Source organism: Exiguobacterium sp. E17S (genome assembly GCF_057772545.1).
Window position 1 is genome coordinate 1,247,554 of sequence record NZ_JBYLRU010000001.1, and the last position, 21,033, is coordinate 1,268,586.

The following is a 21,033-nucleotide window of genomic DNA, read 5'->3' on the forward strand; positions in this document are numbered from 1 at the left end:
AATGATTAGATGCTACTTTTAGATTACTTTACCCCTAACAAAAAAACGTTCTGTTCTCCTATTGTCGGAGAACAGAACGTTTCGTTATTTTACAGTAGACGATAAATCGCTTCCCATGCGGCATCGACGCCTTCTCCTGTCTCAGATGAGAAAGGAATCAAGGTATCTTGACCGTCAAATTGCAATTTACGTTTGATTGCCGCGATATGTTTATCACGTTGACTCTTTTTGATCTTATCGAGTTTTGTCGCAACGACGATGACCGGTAGATCGTAATACTTCAAGAAATCATACATCGTCACATCATCCGCAGACGGATCGTGTCGGATGTCGACGAGCTGTACGACACCTTTGAGGATTTCCCGTTGCGTGAAGTACTTCTCCATCATCTTGCCCCATGCTTCACGCTCCGTCTTCGAAACTTTCGCATATCCGTAACCCGGTACATCGACGAACATGACTTCATCATTGATGTTGAAGAAGTTCAAGGTTTGCGTTTTACCTGGTTTCGAAGATGTCCGCGCGAGTGCTTTACGCTGGACCAGTTTATTGATGAAAGAGGACTTTCCGACGTTCGATCGCCCTGCGAGTGCCACTTCTGGCAACAATGGCTCCGGATAATGTTCCGGATTGACGCCACTCGTAATAAAATCAGCTTTATAAATTTTCATGTTACTCTCCTTTTAATGCATGTTCGAGCACTTGCTCCATCGTCGCGACCGGAATGAATTCCATTCCTGCGCGGACGCTTTCCGGGATATCATCGATGTCCCGCGTATTGTCTTGTGGCAACAGAACGGTCGTCAAGCCCGCACGATGTGCTGCGAGTGACTTCTCCTTTAATCCACCGATCGGTAAGACACGTCCACGCAACGTGATTTCACCTGTCATCCCGACATCCCGGCGAACCGGGCGTTTTGTTAAAGCGGAAATCAATGCTGTCGCGAGTGTGATCCCAGCAGATGGACCATCTTTCGGTACGGCACCTTCAGGAACGTGGATGTGGATGTCTTGCGTTTCGTAGAAGTTCGGTTCGATGCCAAGGGACGTCGCATTCGCTCGGACGAAGCTGTACGCGGTCTGAGCCGACTCTTGCATGACATCACCGAGTTTTCCGGTTAACTGCAATTTCCCTTTACCCGGAGCAAGGCTGACTTCGATCGTCAACGTATCGCCCCCAAAAGCAGTATACGCTAAACCAGTCACCGCGCCAATCATATCTTCGAGCTCGCCTTGACCATAGCGGTAGATCGGTTTGCCTAGGAAATCGTCCAGATTACGTTTTGTCACCGTCACCCGTTTCTTCTCACCCATCGCGATTTGTTTCGCTGCTTTCCGGCAAAGTGAGCCGAGGACACGTTCGAGATTCCGGACACCGGCTTCTCGTGTATAACGACGGACGACTTCTTCTAGCGCGTCTGCTTTGACCGTCAATTGACTCTTTTTCAGACCGTGTTCAGCCAGTTGCTTCGATAAGAGATGACGAACGGCAATTTCCGTTTTCTCTTGTTCCGTATAGCCACCGATTTGAATCAATTCCATCCGGTCGAGCAATGGTCCGGGGATATTCGAGACATCGTTCGCTGTCGCGATGAACAGAACGTTCGATAGATCGAACGGTTCTTCGATATAGTGATCAGAAAAGCTGTTGTTTTGTTCCGGATCAAGAACTTCAAGCATTGCGGACGACGGGTCACCACGGAAGTCATTTGACATCTTATCGATCTCATCGAGCAGGAAGACCGGGTTGTTCGTTCCTGCTTGTTTTAAACCACGAATGATCCGTCCTGGCATCGCACCGATATACGTCCGGCGATGTCCACGGATCTCCGCTTCGTCGCGCACGCCACCAAGTGAAACGCGGACGAACTTCCGCTCAAGTGCTGTGGCAATCGAACGGGCAAGCGACGTTTTCCCGACTCCCGGAGGACCAGATAGACAAAGAATCGGTCCACGTAATGAGTCCGTCAATTGACGAACGGCAAGATACTCAAGGATCCGTTCTTTGACCTTCTCTAGACCGTAATGGTCCTTTTCAAGCTGTTCCGAAGCAGCCGAGACGTTCAAGAAATCATCGGTTGCTTCATTCCACGGCAACGAGAAGAACCATTCGAGATAGTTGCGAATGACCCCATGTTCGGGACTCGTCGCCGGTACGACCGCTAAACGACTGATTTCCTTCTCGACGTTCGCAACCGTCGTTTCTGGTAAATCAAGCATCGCAAGCTGCTCCCGATATTTCGTCGCATCGCTTTCAACAGAAGCCGACTCGCCACCTAGTTCTTGTTGAATCGTCTTCAATTGTTCCCGCAAGTAATACTCGCGTTGCGATTGTTCAATCGTCTTCTTCGTCCGTTCACGCATCTCACGTTCGAGTTCGACGACTTCATATTCGTGTTTCATGACATCAAGCAACATCAATCCTCGTTCGACCGGATCCTGTTGTTCGAGAAACTCCTGTTTTTTCGAGATATCGATTGGTAACTTCGACGTGATATAGTCCGTTAATGAGTCGAGACGTTCGTATGTCTCGAACCGACGACGTTCATCCGTTCCGATTCCTTTAATCCGAGAGACGAGCTGACCGAACTGTTCTTTAATCAGACGAACGAGTGCTTCTTGTTTCGCCCCTTTGATGTCCATCTTCTCGATTGGTTCGATGACGGCTTGATATCCCTCATCCGTCTCCTCGACATTTTCAATCCGGACGCGTTCCTTCCCGATGACGCGGACACGGACCGTATCATTCCCGAGTTCACTCATCTTCGCGATTTGAACGAGCGTACCAACTTGGTGCAGCCCGTCAACAGACGGCTCTGCCTCTGGATCACGTTGCGTGACGACGACGAGATCGATTTCGTGTTCCTTTGATGCAAGTAAGGCTTTTAAGGATACCGGACGCCCTACATCAATCGTCAATCCGATCAACGGATACGCGACGACACCGCGTAACGGTAAAAGTGGATATTGTTTTTTCTTCATTCGAATTCCTCCTAAACAAAAAGACTCGGAAAGGCGTACAAGTAGCCTCCGAGCCGATTTGTCACGGTGTTACGCCGTTTCTTTTTCTTTCCCATGTTCAATTGTACCATCTTTCAACTCAAGCGTTGGACCGCGTTTACCAGTCAACGTTTCTGCTGTAATGATGACTTTCGCGATGTCTTCACGTGATGGGATTTCGAACATGATATCAAGCATAGTTTCTTCGATGATCGAACGAAGACCACGCGCACCTGTTTTACGTTCGATTGCAAGTTTTGCAATCTCAAGAAGTGCATCTTCCGTGAAGTCGAGTTCGACATCATCGAGTTGAAGCATTTTCTTATATTGTTTCACGAGGGCGTTTTTCGGTTTCGTCAAGATTTGAACGAGTGCCTCTTCATCAAGTGGCTCGAGCGTCGCCATGACCGGCAAACGACCGATGAACTCCGGAATCAAACCGAACTTTTGAAGATCTTCTGGTAATGCAGCTGCCAGAATTTCTTTTTGTGTAAGGTTACGGTTCTCTGAATCGTTTCCGAATCCGATGACTTTTTTACCAAGACGACGTTTGATCGACTGATCGATACCATCGAATGCGCCACCGACGATGAACAAGATGTTCGTCGTATCGATTTGGATGAATTCTTGATGTGGGTGTTTCCGTCCACCTTGTGGCGGTACACTCGCAACCGTTCCTTCCAAAATCTTCAGCAAGGCTTGTTGGACACCCTCACCAGATACGTCACGTGTAATCGACGGGTTTTCTGATTTACGAGCAATCTTATCGATCTCATCAATGTAGATGATTCCTTTTTCAGCCTTCTCGACATCGTAATCCGCAGCTTGGATGAGTTTCAATAAGATGTTCTCGACGTCTTCACCGACATAACCGGCTTCCGTCAAACTTGTTGCATCTGCAATCGCAAACGGTACGTTCAAGATACGTGCCATCGTTTGGGCAAGAAGTGTCTTACCGCTACCTGTTGGTCCAATCATGACGATGTTCGATTTTGAGAGCTCGACATCATCTGCGCGACCACCAGCATTGATTCGTTTGTAGTGATTGTACATCGCTACAGACAACGATTTCTTCGCTTTCTCTTGACCGATGACATAATCGTCAAGTGTCGTACGAATTTCATGCGGTTTCGGAACATTCTTCAGCTCGACTTCTTCTTCAGTACCGAGTTCTTCCTCTACGATTTCATTGCAGAGTTCGATACACTCGTCGCAAATGTAAACGCCAGGTCCAGCAACAAGTTTGCGTACTTGTTCTTGTGTCTTTCCACAGAAAGAACATTTTAGCTGACCTTTTTCTTCGTTAAATTTAAACATAAAGGTCCACCCCTTTAACGTGGAAATTGTATGGACGCCTGTAGCATCCCGTCTCACGTTTTACTATTTATGATTGTAGCATGAACAAGGAAAGTCTTTCAAATCCTGGACGAACGATTTACAGTTTGATGTTCTGAACCAAGGATCGTTTGTCCTTGTTTGACCTATCGTACAAAAAAATCGACTCCAAGACCAGAAATTGGGCTTGAAGTCGATCGAAAACCATGAAATGGCTTATTTTGCTTTTGCGTTGTCGACGAGAACATCGATAGCTTTACGGAATTGAAGATCGCCTTTAAGCGTTTCAAGACCACCTTGTGGTGCAAGCATCGTTTCAAGTTGATCTGCAGGGATGTTGTAGAGTTCTGACATTGATTGAAGTTCAGCTTGAGTTTCCTCATCTGTTACTTCGATTTTTTCGTCAGCAACGATTTGCTTGAGGACGAGACGTGCTTTAACGCGCTCTTCCGCTTGCTCTTTCATTTCAGAACGCATTGCCTCTTCTGTCGTTCCAGTCAACTGGAAGTACATGTTGAGGTCGATGCCTTGTGATTGAATACGTTGTGTGAACTCTTGAACCATACGCTCGACTTCGTTTTCGACCATGACTTCTGGAAGATCAACTGTCGCATTTTTCGTAGCCGCTTCGACTAACTCATCGCGCATTGAAGCATCAGCTTCTTGTTTGCGTGTGTTTTCGAGACGCGTACGGATTTTTGTTTTCAACTCGTCGAGTGAAGAAACTTCTTCATCCATTTCTTTTGCGAACTCATCTGTCAATTCAGGGAGCTCTTGTGCTTTAACTTCGTGGATCGTTACTTTGAATGTAACTGGTTTTCCAGCGAGTGATGCTTCGTGGTATTCCTCTGGGAATGTCACTTCAAGATCTTTTTGCTCGCCAGTTTTTAAACCGACCATTTGCTCTTCGAATCCAGGAATGAAGTTTCCAGAACCGATGACGAGTGAGTAGTTCTCAGCAGTTCCGCCGTCGAATTGGTTTTCCCCATCGAAACCTGCGAAGTCGAATACGACTGTATCGCCATTCTCGATGACGCCATCTTCTTTAACGACGAGTTCTGCACCGCGTTCTTGTAATGTTTTGAGTTCAGCGTCGACGTCTTCGTCAGTAACGTTCGTTTCAACTGCTGTGTACTCAAGACCTTTGTACTCACCGAGTGTAGCTTCTGGCTCGATGACGAACGTGATTTTGAATTCGACTGGCTTGCCTTTTTCGAGTGTTTCAACGTCGATGTTCTCAAGCGCGATTGGCTCGATTCCTGATTCGACGACTGCACCTTCGATTGTGTCCTTGTAAAGGATATCGAGTGCATCTTGGTATAGTGCTTCTTCACCGTACATTTTGTTGAACATTGCGCGTGGCATTTTTCCTTTACGGAAACCAGGTGTGTTCAAAGTCTTAACGACTTTCTTGAACGCTTGGTCTACCGCTTTATCAAATGCTTCAGCAGGCGCTTCATACGTGAGGACGCCGAGGCTACCTGATTGTTTTTCCCATTTTGCAGTCATGCTGAGTCCCTCCAAAATTGTCAATTAGCGTACATGTGTGTACAACAAGTCACATTATAGCACAATCGTTCTGACGATTACCACTGTTGAACGAATCGTTTCCAGATGTCTCAATCGAAGTAAATCTGCTCGAATGCGATGACTTCTGGATAAAGGATATGTGCCGCTCGATATAACCGCTTCGCCAGCGGACTGAGGATACGTTCAGGTTCTTCACGTTCAAATGTCAGACCTGCGAGTTCTTCGCATGCTGCGAGCCACTTCTCCATGTCTGATCCGATTCGTTCTCGTTCTTCAAGATGAATCAGTTGATCTGATCGCAAGACGAGCAACGCTCGGAACGGATCCATTCGCTCTAACGTATGCATCGATGCCAGTAACGCTTGTTGCTCCTGTTGATGTACCAGCAGGATTTCTTCTAAATCTTCGCGTGACGAGATCGTCCAGTCTACATCTACGTGTGGCACATGAATGCTTACCGGATATGACACGTGATCAAGCACGCTTCCTAATAACTGATCAATGACGAGTAGACTTTGATGTTCTGTCTCTTGCGCCTGAAGATATTTCTGGGTGATATATGCAATGAGCTCAGATGTCCGTTCGAATTCCATACCGGTCAATTGGCGCATTTGTTCGACCCAACTGCCATGTCGCAACACATGCATCAATTCCGTTGCTGATGTTACCTCACGCTGCGCAACAGGATTGTTTTGAACTGCCGGCTTTTGTTCGCGAACACGCATCTGTTGTTTGATTTCATCTAATCGAAGCGCGAGCCCATAAGGCAGATACGGTGATGCCGAGCGCAAAGCGAGTTTCATCGGATAACGTTCTCCGAGTTCATAAAGAAAGAGTGCGAGCACTTGCTCGACACCCTCGACTTCAAGAAATCGTTCTGCCACTGTTTCAAATCGTTCACGGTCATGCATTAAGAGTGGTTGAATGACATAGAGCCGGTGTAAGACATCTTCTCCTGTCAATTGGTCAGTCTCTAATTCCATAATCAATTGTTCTTGTTTAGAAGCGGGCAAACGAAGAATCCGCGCTCGTTCTACTTCTAGTTCATGTTCCATCCAGCGCGATGTCCCCATATTCCGGCACTCCTTCATGTTCAACTTCTTATTTCGTAAATGGATTGAGTAAAGACGTCCAGTTCGTGATCGCTTCTTGAAGTTGTCCCGCCTGTTCGATTCCTAATCGATTCAATGTATCTAATGAGACGTCAGCTTCAAGTAATCGAGCGATGTCTTCCGATTGATTCACGTACTGCTCGAGTTTTGCACTTAAATTCTGCAATTCTTGCGGCGGATTTTCAAGTCCCGCTAATCGTTGATCGATTTGATCCAGTTCTTGATTGAACTGATCAATCGTTCCGTTTTCCTTCAACTTTTCGATTTGTTGATCAAGTGCTTGTTCAGGGTTCGCGGATTCACGCGCTGTCGTAGCCGCCTCATTCAAGGAAGCCGACAAATCTGACGTGACTTGCGCTGTATCTTTCGCAATGCCTTGAAGTTCTCCAGCGTAATCGACACTATTTTTTACATCGTTGACTTGTTGTTTTGCATCGTCGACTGTATTTGAAATCTCACTACATCCAGCAAGAAACGTACTTAGCACGAGGACTGCTCCAACTTTCTTCCACATAGCATTCATCCCTTTCGAGTTCATGATACCTTAATTATAATCGAAAATCGGAATAAAAAAAAGAGACCACCCTCGTAAGGGCAGTCTCTATTTTAATTATAGCGTCCCAAGAGGGATTCGAACCCCCGACCGACGGCTTAGAAGGCCGTTGCTCTATCCTGCTGAGCTATTGGGACGTGTCAACACGAATAAACTATACTAGAACAATTCTTTCGTGTCAATCACATTACAAACATTGCATTTATTTTATTACAAAAATGTTCCGTCCAGATGCAGGGCATTCACTCGATCGCCATTCACATCGAGAAAATCGACAGAATAACGGTTTTGATCCACTTCAAGAATCGCATACGTCTTGTCTGGTCGATGACGTGGCATCCGGATTGAACCTGGATTGATGAATAACACGCCGTCCCGATATTCAGCCTTCGCAACATGGGAATGACCATATAAGACGATGTCCGCCTGCTTTTCCTTCGCATGATGCTGCAAGACATCTAGACTGTATTTGACGTCCTGACGATGTCCGTGGACACAAAGGATGGTACGACCATCCATTTCCGACATGACTTCTTCCGGAAAATCGTGTCCGTAATCGCAATTTCCTCGGACAACACGATATGGATATAATGATTCGATGTCGCGCGTCAATTGGGAGTCCCCACAATGAAATGCCAAATCCACGTCTTGGTGACGTTCGAATATCGTAAGCAGTTCTTGTTCTAGTCCATGGCTATCACTAACGATCAACGCTCTCATCTTCATCACACTCCTAAGAAAGTAGTTAAGTCCTGTTCGAGCTTGCGCAATGCATTGCCACGATGACTAATCATCGCTTTTTCTTCTTTCGTCAACTCAGCAGCCGTCTGTCCGCTTGCCGTGACGAACAATGGATCATAACCGAAACCGTTCGAACCCGCCGCTTCAAAACCGATTCGCCCTTCCATCGTTCCACGAACCGTCAATGTCTCGCCTGTTGGTTTCGCTAGCGCGAGGACACAAACGAAGCGCGCTGTCCGCTCTTCCTCCGGAACACTTTTTAACTTTTCAAGTAGTAGAGCGTTATTCGCCGCATCCGACTTTTCAAGACCCGCGAAGCGTGCCGAGTAGACACCTGGAGCGCCATCTAAAGCATCGACTTCAAGACCTGAATCATCAGCAAGTACTGCGTGACCAAAGTAGGCGGCAGCCTCTGTTGCTTTTAAAAGTGCATTCTCCTCGAATGTCTCACCTGTTTCATCCGTTTCCGGAGCATCGGCGTGATCGAGTAACGACTCGACCGTATAACCGAGACGACCCAGCATGCTTTCAAGTTCCTTCACTTTACCTGCATTGTGTGTTGCGACGATGACCTTCATCTATGTTCCCCCACTTCTTCTCCTACATACCACCAAGAGACACCGAGTGCCTCACGGCCAGCATCAATCAGTTCCTTAATTCCTTTTTCCCCAAGTTCGAGCATTTCGAGCATCTCTTGACGGGAAAATGTCGACTCTTCCCCTGTCGCCTGCATTTCGACGATTTTCCCCGACGAGGTCATGACGAGATTGAAGTCGACTTCCGCCGCAGCGTCCTCTTCATAGCATAGATCGAGCAAGACATTCGACTCGACGATTCCAACCGAGATGGCTGCGATGCCCTCTTTAATCGGTGTATCTGTCAGTTTTCCCGCTTGAATCAATTGATCGACTGCTCGGACGAGTGCCAAAAAACCACCAGTGATCGATGCCGTTCGTGTGCCGCCATCTGCCTGAATAACGTCACAATCGATCCAGATCGTTCGTTCCCCGAGCTTCTCTAAATCAACGACGGCCCGAAGCGAGCGGCTGATCAGACGTTGGATTTCCATCGTCCGTCCCGTCTGCTTGCCACGGACGGCTTCTCGTGCGGTCCGCTGAGCCGTCGCACGTGGTAACATCGAATATTCCGCATTGATCCAGCCCTGGCGTTTACCGCGAAGGAACGGTGGCACCTTCTCCTCGACGGTCGCCGTACAGAGGACTTTCGTATCGCCCAGTTCAATCAAGACAGAACCTTCTGCGTGTTTATTGACATCAATCGATAATTGAATAGGACGGAGATGGTCCGCCGTTCGTTGGTCTATCCGCATTTAATCTTCCTCCGTTCCAAGCACGATGCGCTCCGCATGGATGGTCTGATCGAGCCAGTCCGTCGCAATCTGATCAAATGAGCGGATATCGCCTGTCGCATAATAACGATGTTCCGGAATTTGTGTCACATCTGCTGAAATCGTATTGTAATCAAGTAGTGCTGCTACCTCGAGCGCTGTCTCGTCTCCTGAAGAGATTAGCTGGACGCCTGGTCCGATGACCCGTCCAATCACATCTGCTAGGAGCGGGTAATGAGTGCACCCGAGGATCAATGTATCCATATCGTAATTCATCAATGGTCGTAATGTATTGGCAACGACACGTTCAACGTACGCACCGTCTGTCTGCATCGACTCGACGAGCGGGACGAACGGCGGGCACGCTAACGATTCGACAACGACTTGTCCTTCGACGTGGCGTAATGCCTTCTCGTAGGAATTACTTGTAATCGTCATCTTCGTTCCAATGACACCGATTCGTTTCGTACGCGTCACCTTAACTGCCGCGCGGGCTCCAGGATCAATGACACCGATGACAGGTATATTTAAACGTTCTCGCGCTTCTTTTAAGACGACAGCCGTGGCTGTGTTACAGGCGATCACGATCAATTTCACATCTTGTTGCACGAGATAATCAATCATCTCCCACGTAAACTCACGAATCTCCTCCTCTGGACGAGGACCATACGGACACCGTAATGTATCCCCGACATAGATGATTCGCTCATGGGGCAACTGTCGCATCAATTCACGTGCGACCGTCAACCCACCGACTCCGGAATCCAGTACTCCAATCGCTCGATTCACTCTTCTCCACCTCTTTCTCTCATTCCTATGGTAACAAAAAAGGACGACGGTGCAAGACCGGCGTCCGAGAATGTACGATTACAGGATTACTGAGCAAGACCTTCGCTAGTCAGCATATCTGAAAGAGTCGTGATTGCTTCAGAAGCATCGTCACCGTTTGCAACGATTTTGATATCTGAATCTTTCGCGATTCCGAGTGAAAGAACACCCATGATTGACTTCAAGTTGACAGTCTTCCCGTTGTATTCCAAGTTGATGTCTGATTGGAATTTAGAAGCTGTGTTGACGAGCTGAGTAGCCGGACGAGCGTGAATGCCTGAATCCGCGATGACTTTGAATGTTTTTTCCATGATTAAGAAATCTCCCTTCACTAATAACGTACTAGTGAGTCGTTTTCGAATATGTGAACTCATTATCAAATGATAACGGATTCGAATCGATTCTGCAAGGAATTTTTATATGCTTCACTCCACGGGAATGCTTTCCCAGCACGGTCGATTTGTACCATCGATGTCCGTCCTGTGAACATCAGTTCACCTTGCTCATCAAATGCCGCATAGTGGACGTCACACGATGCACTACCGACATGTACCGGATACGCATAGACAGCGAGACGTGCCCGTGGGTAGACTTGGCGAATGTAATTACACTGGGCATCCGCAACGACGATGATGCCGTCTTCTGCAAGCGAATATCCTGTTTCCTCTAACATCAATGTACGAACGTCCTCAAAATAGACGAACGGTACCCGGTTATTCATATGACCATAGGCATCCGTCTCCGCAAAACGAACGGCGACATCGAGTCGTGTGCCATGTTTCATCTGTTCAAGCCATGATTCAAGTTCTGGAATATAAGCTGGTACGCGCACAATGAGTTCCTCCTGTCTGAATGAAAAAAGAAGGAGCAAGCTCCTTCTTTGATAAATCATGAACTAACGGCTTCACCTGTCCGTCCTTCGTCACTACCGAAGAACTTCTTGAATGAATGAAGTGTCGTCTGACGGTTCATCGCTGCGATCGAAGTCGTCAGCGGAATCCCTTTCGGGCAAACCTCGACACAGTTTTGAGCGTTACCGCACTGCATGATCCCGCCGTCTTCCATTAACGCTTCAAGGCGTTCTTCCTTGTGGAAGGCACCTGTTGGATGCGAGTTGAATAGACGAACTTGTGAAATCGATGCCGGTCCGATGAATGTCGAACGATCGTTGACGTTCGGACATGCCTCGAGACACACGCCACACGTCATACATTTCGATAACTCATATGCCCATTGACGTTTGTTTTCTGGCATACGCGGTCCTGGTCCTAAATCGTACGTTCCATCGATTGGGACCCATGCTTTGACCTTTTTCAACGCATCGAACATGCGTTGACGGTCAACTTGAAGGTCACGAACGATCGGGAACGTCTGCATCGGTTGCAGACGGATCGGTTGTTCGAGTTTATCGACGAGTGCCGTACACGACTGACGTGGTGTGCCGTTGATGACCATCGAACAAGCGCCACAGACTTCTTCTAGACAACCCATGTCCCAGTTGATTGGTGTCGTTTTTTCACCAGCTGCATTGACAGGATTCCGGCGAATCTCCATTAAAGCAGAGATGACGTTCATGTTCGGACGGTACGGAATTTCAAACGCTTCATCATACGGTTTACCATCAGGTCCATCTTGACGTTGAACGATGAATTGAACCGATTTTTGCGTAGTAGATGATTCGAGTGGTGTCGCCATTATGCTTTCACCTCTTTCTTCGACTTCTTGCTGTAGTCGCGTTTCCGTGGTGGAATCAACGACGTGTCGACGTCTTCATAGAAGATTTCTGGATGACCGTTCGTATAACGTGCCATCGTCGTCTTCAAGAACTGTTCATCATTACGTTCCGGGAAGTCCGGTTTATAGTGCGCTCCGCGACTCTCGTCACGTTTTAAGGCACCAAGCGTGATTGCTTCAGCTAGGTCGAGCATGTGATCGAGCTGACGGATGAACGATGCCCCTTGGTTACTCCAACGTGCTGTATCCGTTGCCGAGATGCGTGTGAAGCGATCGCGGAGTTCCTTGATTTTTGTCAGTGTCTCTTCGAGCTTATCGTTGTAACGGACGACCGTGACGTTATCCGTCATGATTTCTCCAAGCTCACGGTGGATTTGATACGCGTTTTCCGTACCTTCCATGGATAGGATATCGTTGAAGCGGTTGATTTCTTCGATCTTATGCGCTTCGACGACGTCCTCGCTCATCTCATGAACCGATGTCTCGAGTTCATTCATATAAGCGATGGCTGATGGTCCGGCGACCATTCCGCCGTATACCGCAGAGAGAAGTGAGTTCGCTCCGAGACGGTTACCACCATGCATCGAATAATCACATTCACCAGCTGCGAACAATCCAGGGATGTTCGTCATCTGATCGTAGTCGACCCATAGTCCACCCATTGAATAGTGAACAGCCGGGAAAATCTTCATCGGTACTTTTCGTGGATCATCACCGACGAATTTCTCGTAGATTTCAAGGATCCCACCGAGTTTGACATCGAGTTCTTTTGCGTCTTTATGTGATAGATCCAGATAGACCATGTTTTCCCCGTTGACGCCGAGTTTTTGATTGACACAGACGTCAAAAATCTCGCGTGTCGCGATATCTCGTGGAACAAGGTTTCCGTACGCCGGATATTTCTCTTCAAGGAAGTACCAAGGTTTACCGTCTTTATACGTCCAGACGCGACCACCTTCACCTCGTGCTGATTCACTCATGAGACGTAATTTATCGTCTCCAGGAATCGCTGTCGGGTGAATCTGAATGAACTCACCGTTCGCGTAGATTGCTCCTTGACGATAGACAGCTGCTGCTGCTTGTCCTGTGTTGATGACCGAGTTCGTCGATTTTCCGAAGATGACCCCAGGACCACCCGTCGCGAGGATAACAGAATCCGCGGCAAATGCCTCGATTTCCATCGTCCGGAGGTTTTGACAAACCGCTCCACGACAAATGCCATTGTCATCGATGATGGCACGAAGGAATTCCCATCCTTCATATTTTTCTACCAAACCTTGCGCTTCGAACTTACGAACCTGTTCATCCAATGCGTACAACAGTTGTTGCCCAGTCGTCGCTCCAGCGTATGCCGTCCGGTGATGCAACGTTCCTCCGAAACGTCGGAAGTCGAGTAAGCCTTCCGGTGTCCGGTTGAACATGACACCCATCCGGTCGAACATATGAATGATCTTCGGCGCTGCTTCCGCCATTTTTTGAACAGGTGGTTGATTTGCGAGGAAGTCCCCACCGTATACCGTGTCATCGAAATGCTGGTATGGTGAATCTCCTTCCCCTTTTGTATTGACCGCTCCGTTGATGCCACCTTGTGCACAAACAGAGTGTGAGCGTTTGACGGGTACGAGTGAGAATAACTTAACTGGTACGCCTTGCTCCGCTGCTTTTATCGTAGCCATCAGACCGGCAAGCCCTCCGCCGATGATGACAAGATTCTTGTTCGCCATGTTGTCAGTTCCCCTTTCCTTACAACACGCCTGCAAACGTTAAGATCGAGCGTACGCCTACAAACGATAAACCGATGAATACGAGTGCTGCCACGTAAGACATCGCCCGTTGAGATGCTGGTGACTGCGTGATTCCCCATGTGATGCAGAACGTCCAAAGTCCGTTCGCAAGGTGGAATGTCGTCGCCAAGATCCCGACGATATAGAACGCGAGCATGAATCCGTTATCGACGATGTTCTGCATCATGCTTGCATCCACTGGTGTTCCCATCGCAGCGGCAATCCGTGTTTCCCAAACGTGCCACGTGATGAACACGACAAGGAATACACCGCTGAACCGTTGCAGTACATACATCCAGTTCCGGAAGTATGTATAACGCCCTGTGTTCGCAGAACCGGTGAATGCGATGTACACACCGTAGACACCATGCAAGATGATCGGAATGAAGATGACAAAGATCTCTAAGAACAATCGATACGGAACGTTCCCCACGAATTCCGCGGCCTTATTGAAGTCTTCCTCACCACGTACGATGAAGTAGTTCGTCGTTAAGTGCGAAAGTAAAAATAACCCGATTGGAATGACGCCGAGCAGTGAGTGTATCTTACGACTCACGAAATCACGATGATTCGCCATCCAAATCCCCCCTTTTGTTTGCCAATCAACCGTTGGCGCATTTTGGTAGAAAAGCGCTTTCATAAGGAAATTCGTCTTTTCATCACTTATTCTACTCCTGTCCTTTTTAGAAGACAACCCGAGCCGTTGCATTTAACTGCAAATTTTTTTAGGAAAACAATGACCGACAAGAATCATCTCGGTATAATGGTTCACAGATAGGAGTGAATCATGATGGATGCTACACCAAATCAAACACCACTTTTCGGCATCGAATTGATCCGAGATTATGTGCTGACTGATCTTTTAGGATCGGATTATCGGCAAGTCATCTACTGGGCAGGTAAACGTCTAGCGCGTCAATTCCCTGTCGTAGATGAATCTGAATTAGCCTCATTTTTTGAACAAGCAGGTTGGGGAACGCTCGAAATCAAGAAACGTAAAGGAACTGCTATCTCATTCGTTCTGTCTCCTCCTGATACGACGAGAGATGAACGACCACAAGGGTACTTCCAACTCGAAGCGGGTTTCCTCGCTGAACAGTTCTCTCGTTTTAACGGATGTGTCGCGGAAGGATATGCCGAGTTAAATAAAGAGCTCGTTCAAATCACGGTCCAAATCGACCCTAAAGATCCACTTGAACCGCTCAAGTGAAATTTACATAAAACGTGACAGGAATCTTAATTTTCAACATCGAAATAGATTCATGAAACCTTTTGCAGTAAATGCTCGTAAAATCATTCGTACACAAATCGCGAGGAGGAACTTCACATGTTCAAAAAACTAGCAGCAGATTTAACAGGATTCAGTGATATCGGACAAGTCATTCATCCTGATGATTTCGACAAGGCAGCCGCTGACGATTATGTCTTACATGAAGACGGCGAGAAAATCTATTTCTTGATCAAATCTAAATCTGACGAGTATTGCTTTACGAATCTGGCTTTAATTCACCTCGATGGTGAAAGTGCCGTCAGTTCGAAACGCGTCTTGTATCGTTATCCGTACGCACACTATCCGATTCGCCACGTCATGTTCGAAACGGCGGGAACGGTCGATCTTGATGTCGAGATTAAATTCGAGATCGGTGGCAAACATTATTCGATCGACGTCGATAAGAAACAACTCGAACATGTGAAAGATCTTTACAAAACACTTCTTGCGATCGCTGAAAAACAGTATGAAGGACAAAAGATGCTCGAGTTCGCAAACAGCTCATTGAATCATTCGGTCACGATTCTCGGCGGACTTCGTCAAGGTGACATGAACGTGCCGCAAACATTCAAGGAGTTGTCCGAACAATCCTTCGAGTGGCTACAAGGTCACTACCATCAGTGGAACCAGCGTGACTTCGGTTCATACTACGAGAAGTACATCAACAACTAATTATTTTAAAATGCCGCCCTCTTCAAGAGGACGGCATTTTTTCATTCTTCATTCGCTTGACTCAAGTATTCAGCGACGGTTTCCGCTAACTTGACAGGTAATCCTGCTTCCGCCAACTGTTCGATCGTTGCGCGTCGCAAGCTACGCATCGATCCGAAATGACGAATCAACTGCTGGCGTCGTTTCGGTCCGACTCCTGGTATCTCGTCGAGCAAGGAACGGGTCATCCCTTTTGAACGGAGCGAGCGGTGGAACGTGATCGCGAACCGGTGGACCTCATCTTGCATCCGTTGAAGTAGATAAAACGCACTCGAACGCGGACTTAGTTCGACGAGACGGGCATCTTCTCCAAACAACAATTGACTCGTCCGGTGTTTGTCATCTTTTTTTAATGAGCCGACCGGCAGGGATAAGCCGAGTTCATCTTGAATGACTTCTAAAGCAGCATTCAACTGTCCGACTCCTCCGTCAATCAAAACGAGGTCCGGAAGGCGCGCTCCTTCGAGTAACAACCGTCGATAACGCCGACGTACGATTTCCCGCATCGATTCATAGTCGTCCGGTCCTTGAACCGTCCGGATCTTGAACTTCCGGTATTCTTTTTTCAGTGGTTTACCGTCTTCAAAGACGACGAGCGCCGAAACGGCGTCTGCTCCTTGAATGTTCGCATTATCGATGATCTCAATCCGGGACAATGGATGAACGTCGATCGCGTCAGCGAGTTCTTCGACTGCTTGAACGGTCCGTTTCTCGTCTTTCGCTAACAACTCGAAGCGTTCAGAGATCGCATTTTCAGCATTCTTCGTCGCTAAATCAAGTAATTTCCGTTTTGATCCTCGGACCGGAACATGAATTTTAATCGATAGCGCCTCTTTGAGCAACAGCTGATTGACGAGTGGCGGTACATAGACTTCACTTGGCTTGATATTCTTTTCGTAGAACTGGACGATGAAACTCTCGAGCTCTTCTGCCGGTGTACCATAAATCGGGAAAAGCGAGACATCACGTTCGATCATCTTTCCGCCGCGAAGGAAGAAGACTTGGACACACATCCAGCCTTTATCGACATGGATTCCGAATACGTCGCGTGACGTCAAATCCGCTGTGATCATGTTTTGTTTGTTCATGATCGACTCGATCGCCCGTACTTGATCGCGCAATTCTCCGGCACGTTCGAATTCCATCGTTTCGGCCGCGTCCGCCATCTTCTGTTTCAAGTCTTCGACAAGCTCTTTCGTGTCGCCCGACAAGAAACGTCGGATTTCTGAAACGAGCGCTTTTTGTTCCGACTCGAGATTCGGGATTTCGCATGGACCGAGACACTGACCGATATGGTAGTACAGACAAAGTTTTTTCGGCATCGGTTGGCATTTACGTAGCGGATATAAACGATCTAGCAGACGTTTCGTCTCGTTTGCCGCATACGCATTCGGATAAGGACCAAAATAATGACCACCATCTTTTTTCAACTTACGTGTCGTGATCAGGCGAGGATATGTCTCATTCGTAATTTTCAAGTACGGATACGACTTATCATCCTTCAACATGATATTGTACTTCGGATCATGTTTCTTAATAAGCGTCATCTCAAGCAACAACGCTTCTAGTTCACTAGCTGTGATGATGTATTCGAAGTCACGGACTTCCGCGACGAGACGTTCCGTCTTAATATCATGTGCTCCCGTGAAATAGGAACGGACACGATTCTTTAGATTTTTTGCTTTTCCGACATAGATGACTTCGCCGAATTCATTTTTGTGCAGATAACATCCTGGCTCATCAGGCAAAAGGGATAGTTTCGCTTTGATATGTTCTTGATGTCCCAAATAAATGTCTCCTTTCACCGTTTTTAGTTTTATTCGTTCGGGTAAATACCATACATTGATTATGACATACGGAGGATGAAAAATGCGTACATATGATTGCATTGTGATCGGAACAGGTTCCGCTGGAAATCAAGCGGCTTATAAATTCGCTGAAAAAGGACTACGTGTTGCCATCGTGGAGAACTTCACTCCAGGTGGCACATGCGCACAACGTGGATGTGACGCCAAAAAAATCTTACTGACGGGTAGTGAGACGAAAGACGCTGTCGAGCGATTGCTCGGATACGGCGTAAAGGGTCTGATTTCGATTGATTGGCGCCAATTGATGGAGCGAAAGAATGAATACACACGCGCCATCCCGGAGCAAACACGAAAGCGGTACGCGGAAACGGACATCGACTATTTCCATGGAGAACCGCATTTCGTGTCTTCACATCGCCTTCGAATTGGTGAAGAAGAAATCGAAGGGAAACAGTTTTTAATCGCAACCGGTCTAAGACCTCGCGAATTAACTGTACCCGGTAGTGAGCGTTTCATAACAAGTAATGAGTTTCTTGAACTGAAAGAACTTCCACGACGACTCGTCTGCATCGGCGGTGGTTATATCTCGTTCGAGTTCGCCCATCTCGCTCGTATTGCTGGCGCAGACGTCACGATCGTCTTACGTTCTAACCCCTTAAAACAATTCGAGAGCGAATTGGTCGATGTGCTGTTAGAAGCCACACGGGCACTTGGTATCTCCATCATCAAAGAAGCAGAGGTCGTCGCTTACGAAGAGGAATCACTTCATTTATCGAACGGCGACGTATTGAAGACCGACGTCGTCTTGAATGCGACTGGACGTGTCGCAAGTATCGACCAGCTTGGTCTCGAAGCCATCGGCGTTGCGCATAACGAAAAAGGAATCCATGTCAATGCGTACCTTCAGTCTTCCGTCGAACATATCTATGCCGCAGGAGATGTCGCTGTCAGCGGGAATCCCGCATTGACGCCGTTTGCTGGAACCGAAGGACGACTCGCTGCCGATAACATGCTCGAAGGGAACAACCGGAAACTGGAGCTGCTCCCTGTACCTAGCGTCGTATTCACTGCTCCGAACCTCGCCCTCGTCGGTGAAACGGAAGCTGCTTTGAAAAAAGCAGGTATTCCTTACCGTGGTCGCTTGATCGATACGTCCTCCTGGCAAACGAACGCACGGATCAAAGACAGTTTTGCTCGGGCGAAAGTGCTCGTCGGGGAAGATGATCAAGTACTCGGCGCACACTTCATCGGTGTCAATGCAGCGGAACTAGCAAACTATTTCTCGTTTGCGATGCAACACCGGATTCCAAGTACTTCGATGCAACAGACTGGATTCGCTTACCCGACACCGGCTTCAGACATCGCTTCGTTATTCGAGGATTGACAGGAGGCTTTTTAATGATTCAATACGGCTATACGATTTTATACGTTGAAGACACTGCGCAGACGCTGACATTCTATCGAGACGTTCTTGGCTTATCCGTCAAGGCGGAGCACGGGAGCTACATCGAGTTCGAGACCGGTCAGACGACACTCGCCTTCAATACGCGTGAAGACGTGCAACAGTTGATTCCGGATTACACGATACCGAGTGGAAAAACACAACAGACGTTAGAGATTGGTTTCATCACGGATGACGTCCCTACTCTATTTCAGAAGGTGGTGGAGGCAGGATATGAGACCGTCCTCGCGCCTGCACAAAAACCATGGGGGCAAGTCGTCGCCTATGTCCTCGACCCCGATGGTCACCTGATTGAACTTTGTACGCCAATGTAATCTAAAAAAAACAGACCGTTCTGCCTGTGCAGAACGGTCTGTTTTGATATGCAGGAAAGAATTAGTTAGATGTTTCAACGAATTCTTTAAGTGCGTCTTTTGGCATGAAGCCCATTGTTTTGTTGACAGGTTGTCCATCTTTGAAGAGAACGAGTGTCGGGATACTTTGAACTTGGAATGCTCCAGCTACTTCTGGGTTTGCATCTACGTCGACTTTGACGATTTTTACATCTTGCATGTCAGCATCGAGTTCTTCAAGAACAGGTGCGAGCATACGACATGGTCCACACCATGTTGCCCAAAAATCAACAAGGACGAGTCCTTCTTGTGTTTCTTCTTTAAATGATTGGCTAGTTGCGTGTACGATTGCCATTGATCATAACCTCCTAATGAGTAGATCGACCCGGTAAAAAAATGGGTGATCTCTTTATTGATTCGAGTATATCATAGCAGTCTCTTCCAACAAACGAAACTGCTCACGCGAAAAATCCGCAAAAACAACCGGCACCATGATAATGGCACCGGTCTTCAAACTCATCCGTGAACGAGCATTTTTTTGAATTCAGCTGTCAATAGTGGCACGACGTCGAACAAATCACCGACGATGCCATAGTCAGCGACAGAGAAGATGTTCGCTTCCGGGTCCTTGTTGATCGCAACGATCACTTTGGCATTTGACATCCCTGCTAAGTGTTGGATCGCACCTGAGATCCCACACGCGATATAAAGATCCGGTGTAACGACTTTACCTGTCTGACCGATTTGAAGCGCATAGTCGCAGTAATCCGCATCACAAGCACCACGCGAAGCACCCACTGCTCCTCCGAGGACATCTGCTAGTTCTTGTAACGGTGCGAAGCCGTCCGAACTCTTGACGCCTCGTCCACCTGCGACGATCACTTTTGCCTCTGACAAATCAACGCCGCCTGTTGCTTTGCGTACGATGTCTGCGACGATTGTCCGTAAATCCTTCAGTTCAACCGTAACCGACTCGACCATTCCTTGTGAACTACCTGCTTCGAGCGGATCGATGTTGTTCGGACGGACTGTAAAGAGTGTCTTGCCTTCTGCGACTTTGACTTTTTCAAATGCTTTCCCCGAGTAGATCGGGCGAATGAATGACGCATCTGCGCCTTCCCCTTCAATCGCCGTCACATCACTGATCAAACCGGCTTGTAGTTTTGCCGCGATCTTCGGTGATAGATCCTTGCCGAGCGACGTATGACCGAAGACGAGCACGTCGGGTGACGTTCGATTCATCAACTCGAGGAAGACTTGTCCATAACCGTCTGGCGTGTAGTGTAAAAGACGCTCATCCTCGACGACGAGGACTTGGTCCGCTCCGCGTGATGCTAGAGCATCGGCATCCTTTGCGACATCGTGTCCAATCAGGACCGCGATGACTTCATCTGCGACACGTCGCGCTGCTGCGATTGCCTCAAACGACACATTCCGTAAACTACCATCCCGTGATTCTGCGAGTACTAATGCTTTTGTCATTCG

General features: G+C 47.7%; 22 protein-coding genes and 1 tRNA gene. 4 read left to right on the plus strand and 19 right to left on the minus strand.

Annotated elements, in window-relative coordinates:
* Positions 1–89: 89 nt before the first annotated feature.
* From yihA to AC3B4V_RS06575, 16 genes are all read right to left on the minus strand, one after another.
* Positions 90–671: a ribosome biogenesis GTP-binding protein YihA/YsxC gene (yihA, locus tag AC3B4V_RS06500; RefSeq protein WP_023468975.1), complete on the minus strand. Its 582-nt coding sequence runs from the start codon at positions 669–671 to the stop codon at positions 90–92.
* Between the two features lies 1 nt (position 672).
* Entirely contained in the window at positions 673–2,982 is a 2,310-nt protein-coding gene (gene lon / locus AC3B4V_RS06505; protein ID WP_023468976.1) for an endopeptidase La, read from the minus strand.
* Between the two features lie 69 nt (positions 2,983–3,051).
* A complete protein-coding gene (clpX, locus tag AC3B4V_RS06510; protein ID WP_023468977.1) occupies positions 3,052–4,317 on the minus strand; it encodes an ATP-dependent protease ATP-binding subunit ClpX in 1,266 nt (421 codons plus the stop codon).
* 234 nt (positions 4,318–4,551) lie between these two features.
* Positions 4,552–5,844: a trigger factor gene (gene tig, locus AC3B4V_RS06515; RefSeq protein ID WP_029342286.1), complete on the minus strand. Its 1,293-nt coding sequence runs from the start codon at positions 5,842–5,844 to the stop codon at positions 4,552–4,554.
* A gap of 110 nt (positions 5,845–5,954) precedes the next feature.
* Positions 5,955–6,938: a hypothetical protein gene (locus AC3B4V_RS06520; protein ID WP_488378006.1), complete on the minus strand. Its 984-nt coding sequence runs from the start codon at positions 6,936–6,938 to the stop codon at positions 5,955–5,957.
* 28 nt (positions 6,939–6,966) lie between these two features.
* On the minus strand, positions 6,967–7,491 hold the full coding sequence (locus AC3B4V_RS06525; RefSeq protein ID WP_488378007.1) for a hypothetical protein: 525 nt from the start codon (positions 7,489–7,491) through the stop codon (positions 6,967–6,969).
* Between the two features lie 102 nt (positions 7,492–7,593).
* Positions 7,594–7,667, minus strand: a tRNA-Arg gene (locus tag AC3B4V_RS06530).
* A 73-nt stretch (positions 7,668–7,740) separates the two neighbouring features.
* The gene (locus tag AC3B4V_RS06535) at positions 7,741–8,250 is read right to left on the minus strand and encodes a metallophosphoesterase family protein (RefSeq protein WP_488378008.1); all 510 of its coding nucleotides are present in this window, start codon (positions 8,248–8,250) and stop codon (positions 7,741–7,743) included.
* Positions 8,251–8,255: 5 nt separating this feature from the next.
* The gene (locus tag AC3B4V_RS06540; protein ID WP_488378009.1) at positions 8,256–8,849 is read right to left on the minus strand and encodes an XTP/dITP diphosphatase; all 594 of its coding nucleotides are present in this window, start codon (positions 8,847–8,849) and stop codon (positions 8,256–8,258) included.
* Positions 8,846–9,601, minus strand: a complete 756-nt coding sequence (rph, locus tag AC3B4V_RS06545) for a ribonuclease PH (protein WP_064299531.1) — start codon at positions 9,599–9,601, stop codon at positions 8,846–8,848. The genes AC3B4V_RS06540 and rph overlap by 4 nt, the downstream gene beginning before the upstream one ends.
* Positions 9,602–10,408, minus strand: a complete 807-nt coding sequence (gene racE / locus AC3B4V_RS06550) for a glutamate racemase (RefSeq protein WP_023468984.1) — start codon at positions 10,406–10,408, stop codon at positions 9,602–9,604.
* An 86-nt stretch (positions 10,409–10,494) separates the two neighbouring features.
* Positions 10,495–10,758: a phosphocarrier protein HPr gene (locus AC3B4V_RS06555; protein WP_012371023.1), complete on the minus strand. Its 264-nt coding sequence runs from the start codon at positions 10,756–10,758 to the stop codon at positions 10,495–10,497.
* A gap of 65 nt (positions 10,759–10,823) precedes the next feature.
* On the minus strand, positions 10,824–11,279 hold the full coding sequence (locus AC3B4V_RS06560; RefSeq protein WP_058713782.1) for an acyl-CoA thioesterase: 456 nt from the start codon (positions 11,277–11,279) through the stop codon (positions 10,824–10,826).
* Positions 11,280–11,335: 56 nt separating this feature from the next.
* On the minus strand, positions 11,336–12,142 hold the full coding sequence (sdhB, locus tag AC3B4V_RS06565; protein ID WP_023468986.1) for a succinate dehydrogenase iron-sulfur subunit: 807 nt from the start codon (positions 12,140–12,142) through the stop codon (positions 11,336–11,338).
* Positions 12,142–13,905 (minus strand): succinate dehydrogenase flavoprotein subunit, encoded by a 1,764-nt coding sequence (gene sdhA / locus AC3B4V_RS06570; RefSeq protein WP_023468987.1) that lies wholly within the window; start codon positions 13,903–13,905, stop codon positions 12,142–12,144. The genes sdhB and sdhA overlap by 1 nt, the downstream gene beginning before the upstream one ends.
* 19 nt (positions 13,906–13,924) lie before the next feature.
* Positions 13,925–14,542, minus strand: coding sequence for a succinate dehydrogenase cytochrome b558 subunit (locus AC3B4V_RS06575; protein ID WP_029342294.1), 618 nt, complete (start codon positions 14,540–14,542; stop codon positions 13,925–13,927).
* A 213-nt stretch (positions 14,543–14,755) separates the two neighbouring features.
* Here AC3B4V_RS06575 and AC3B4V_RS06580 point away from each other — a divergent pair, with 213 nt between their 5' ends.
* Together AC3B4V_RS06580 and AC3B4V_RS06585 are read left to right on the plus strand one after the other, a co-directional pair.
* Entirely contained in the window at positions 14,756–15,175 is a 420-nt protein-coding gene (locus AC3B4V_RS06580) for a YslB family protein (RefSeq protein WP_050677628.1), read from the plus strand.
* A gap of 117 nt (positions 15,176–15,292) precedes the next feature.
* Complete coding sequence (locus AC3B4V_RS06585) at positions 15,293–15,907, plus strand: PH domain-containing protein (RefSeq protein ID WP_023468990.1); 615 nt, start codon at positions 15,293–15,295, stop codon at positions 15,905–15,907.
* Positions 15,908–15,948: 41 nt separating this feature from the next.
* Here the strand turns inward: AC3B4V_RS06585 and uvrC are convergent, their stop codons facing one another.
* The gene (gene uvrC, locus AC3B4V_RS06590) at positions 15,949–17,733 is read right to left on the minus strand and encodes an excinuclease ABC subunit UvrC (protein WP_064299530.1); all 1,785 of its coding nucleotides are present in this window, start codon (positions 17,731–17,733) and stop codon (positions 15,949–15,951) included.
* 82 nt (positions 17,734–17,815) lie between these two features.
* Between uvrC and AC3B4V_RS06595 the strand changes: the two genes are divergently transcribed.
* On the plus strand, positions 17,816–19,138 hold the full coding sequence (locus AC3B4V_RS06595; protein ID WP_326187564.1) for a dihydrolipoyl dehydrogenase family protein: 1,323 nt from the start codon (positions 17,816–17,818) through the stop codon (positions 19,136–19,138).
* Positions 19,139–19,152: 14 nt separating this feature from the next.
* On the plus strand, positions 19,153–19,530 hold the full coding sequence (locus AC3B4V_RS06600; RefSeq protein WP_050677629.1) for a VOC family protein: 378 nt from the start codon (positions 19,153–19,155) through the stop codon (positions 19,528–19,530).
* Between the two features lie 61 nt (positions 19,531–19,591).
* On the opposite strand, the gene trxA is transcribed toward AC3B4V_RS06600, so the two are convergent.
* Both trxA and AC3B4V_RS06610 read right to left on the minus strand, forming a co-directional pair.
* The gene (gene trxA, locus AC3B4V_RS06605; protein WP_023468994.1) at positions 19,592–19,903 is read right to left on the minus strand and encodes a thioredoxin; all 312 of its coding nucleotides are present in this window, start codon (positions 19,901–19,903) and stop codon (positions 19,592–19,594) included.
* Between the two features lie 161 nt (positions 19,904–20,064).
* Positions 20,065–21,030 carry an electron transfer flavoprotein subunit alpha/FixB family protein gene (locus AC3B4V_RS06610; protein ID WP_215147314.1) on the minus strand — a complete coding sequence of 322 codons (966 nt, stop codon included), beginning with the start codon at positions 21,028–21,030 and terminating at the stop codon, positions 20,065–20,067.
* Between the last annotated feature and the right edge of the window lie 3 nt (positions 21,031–21,033).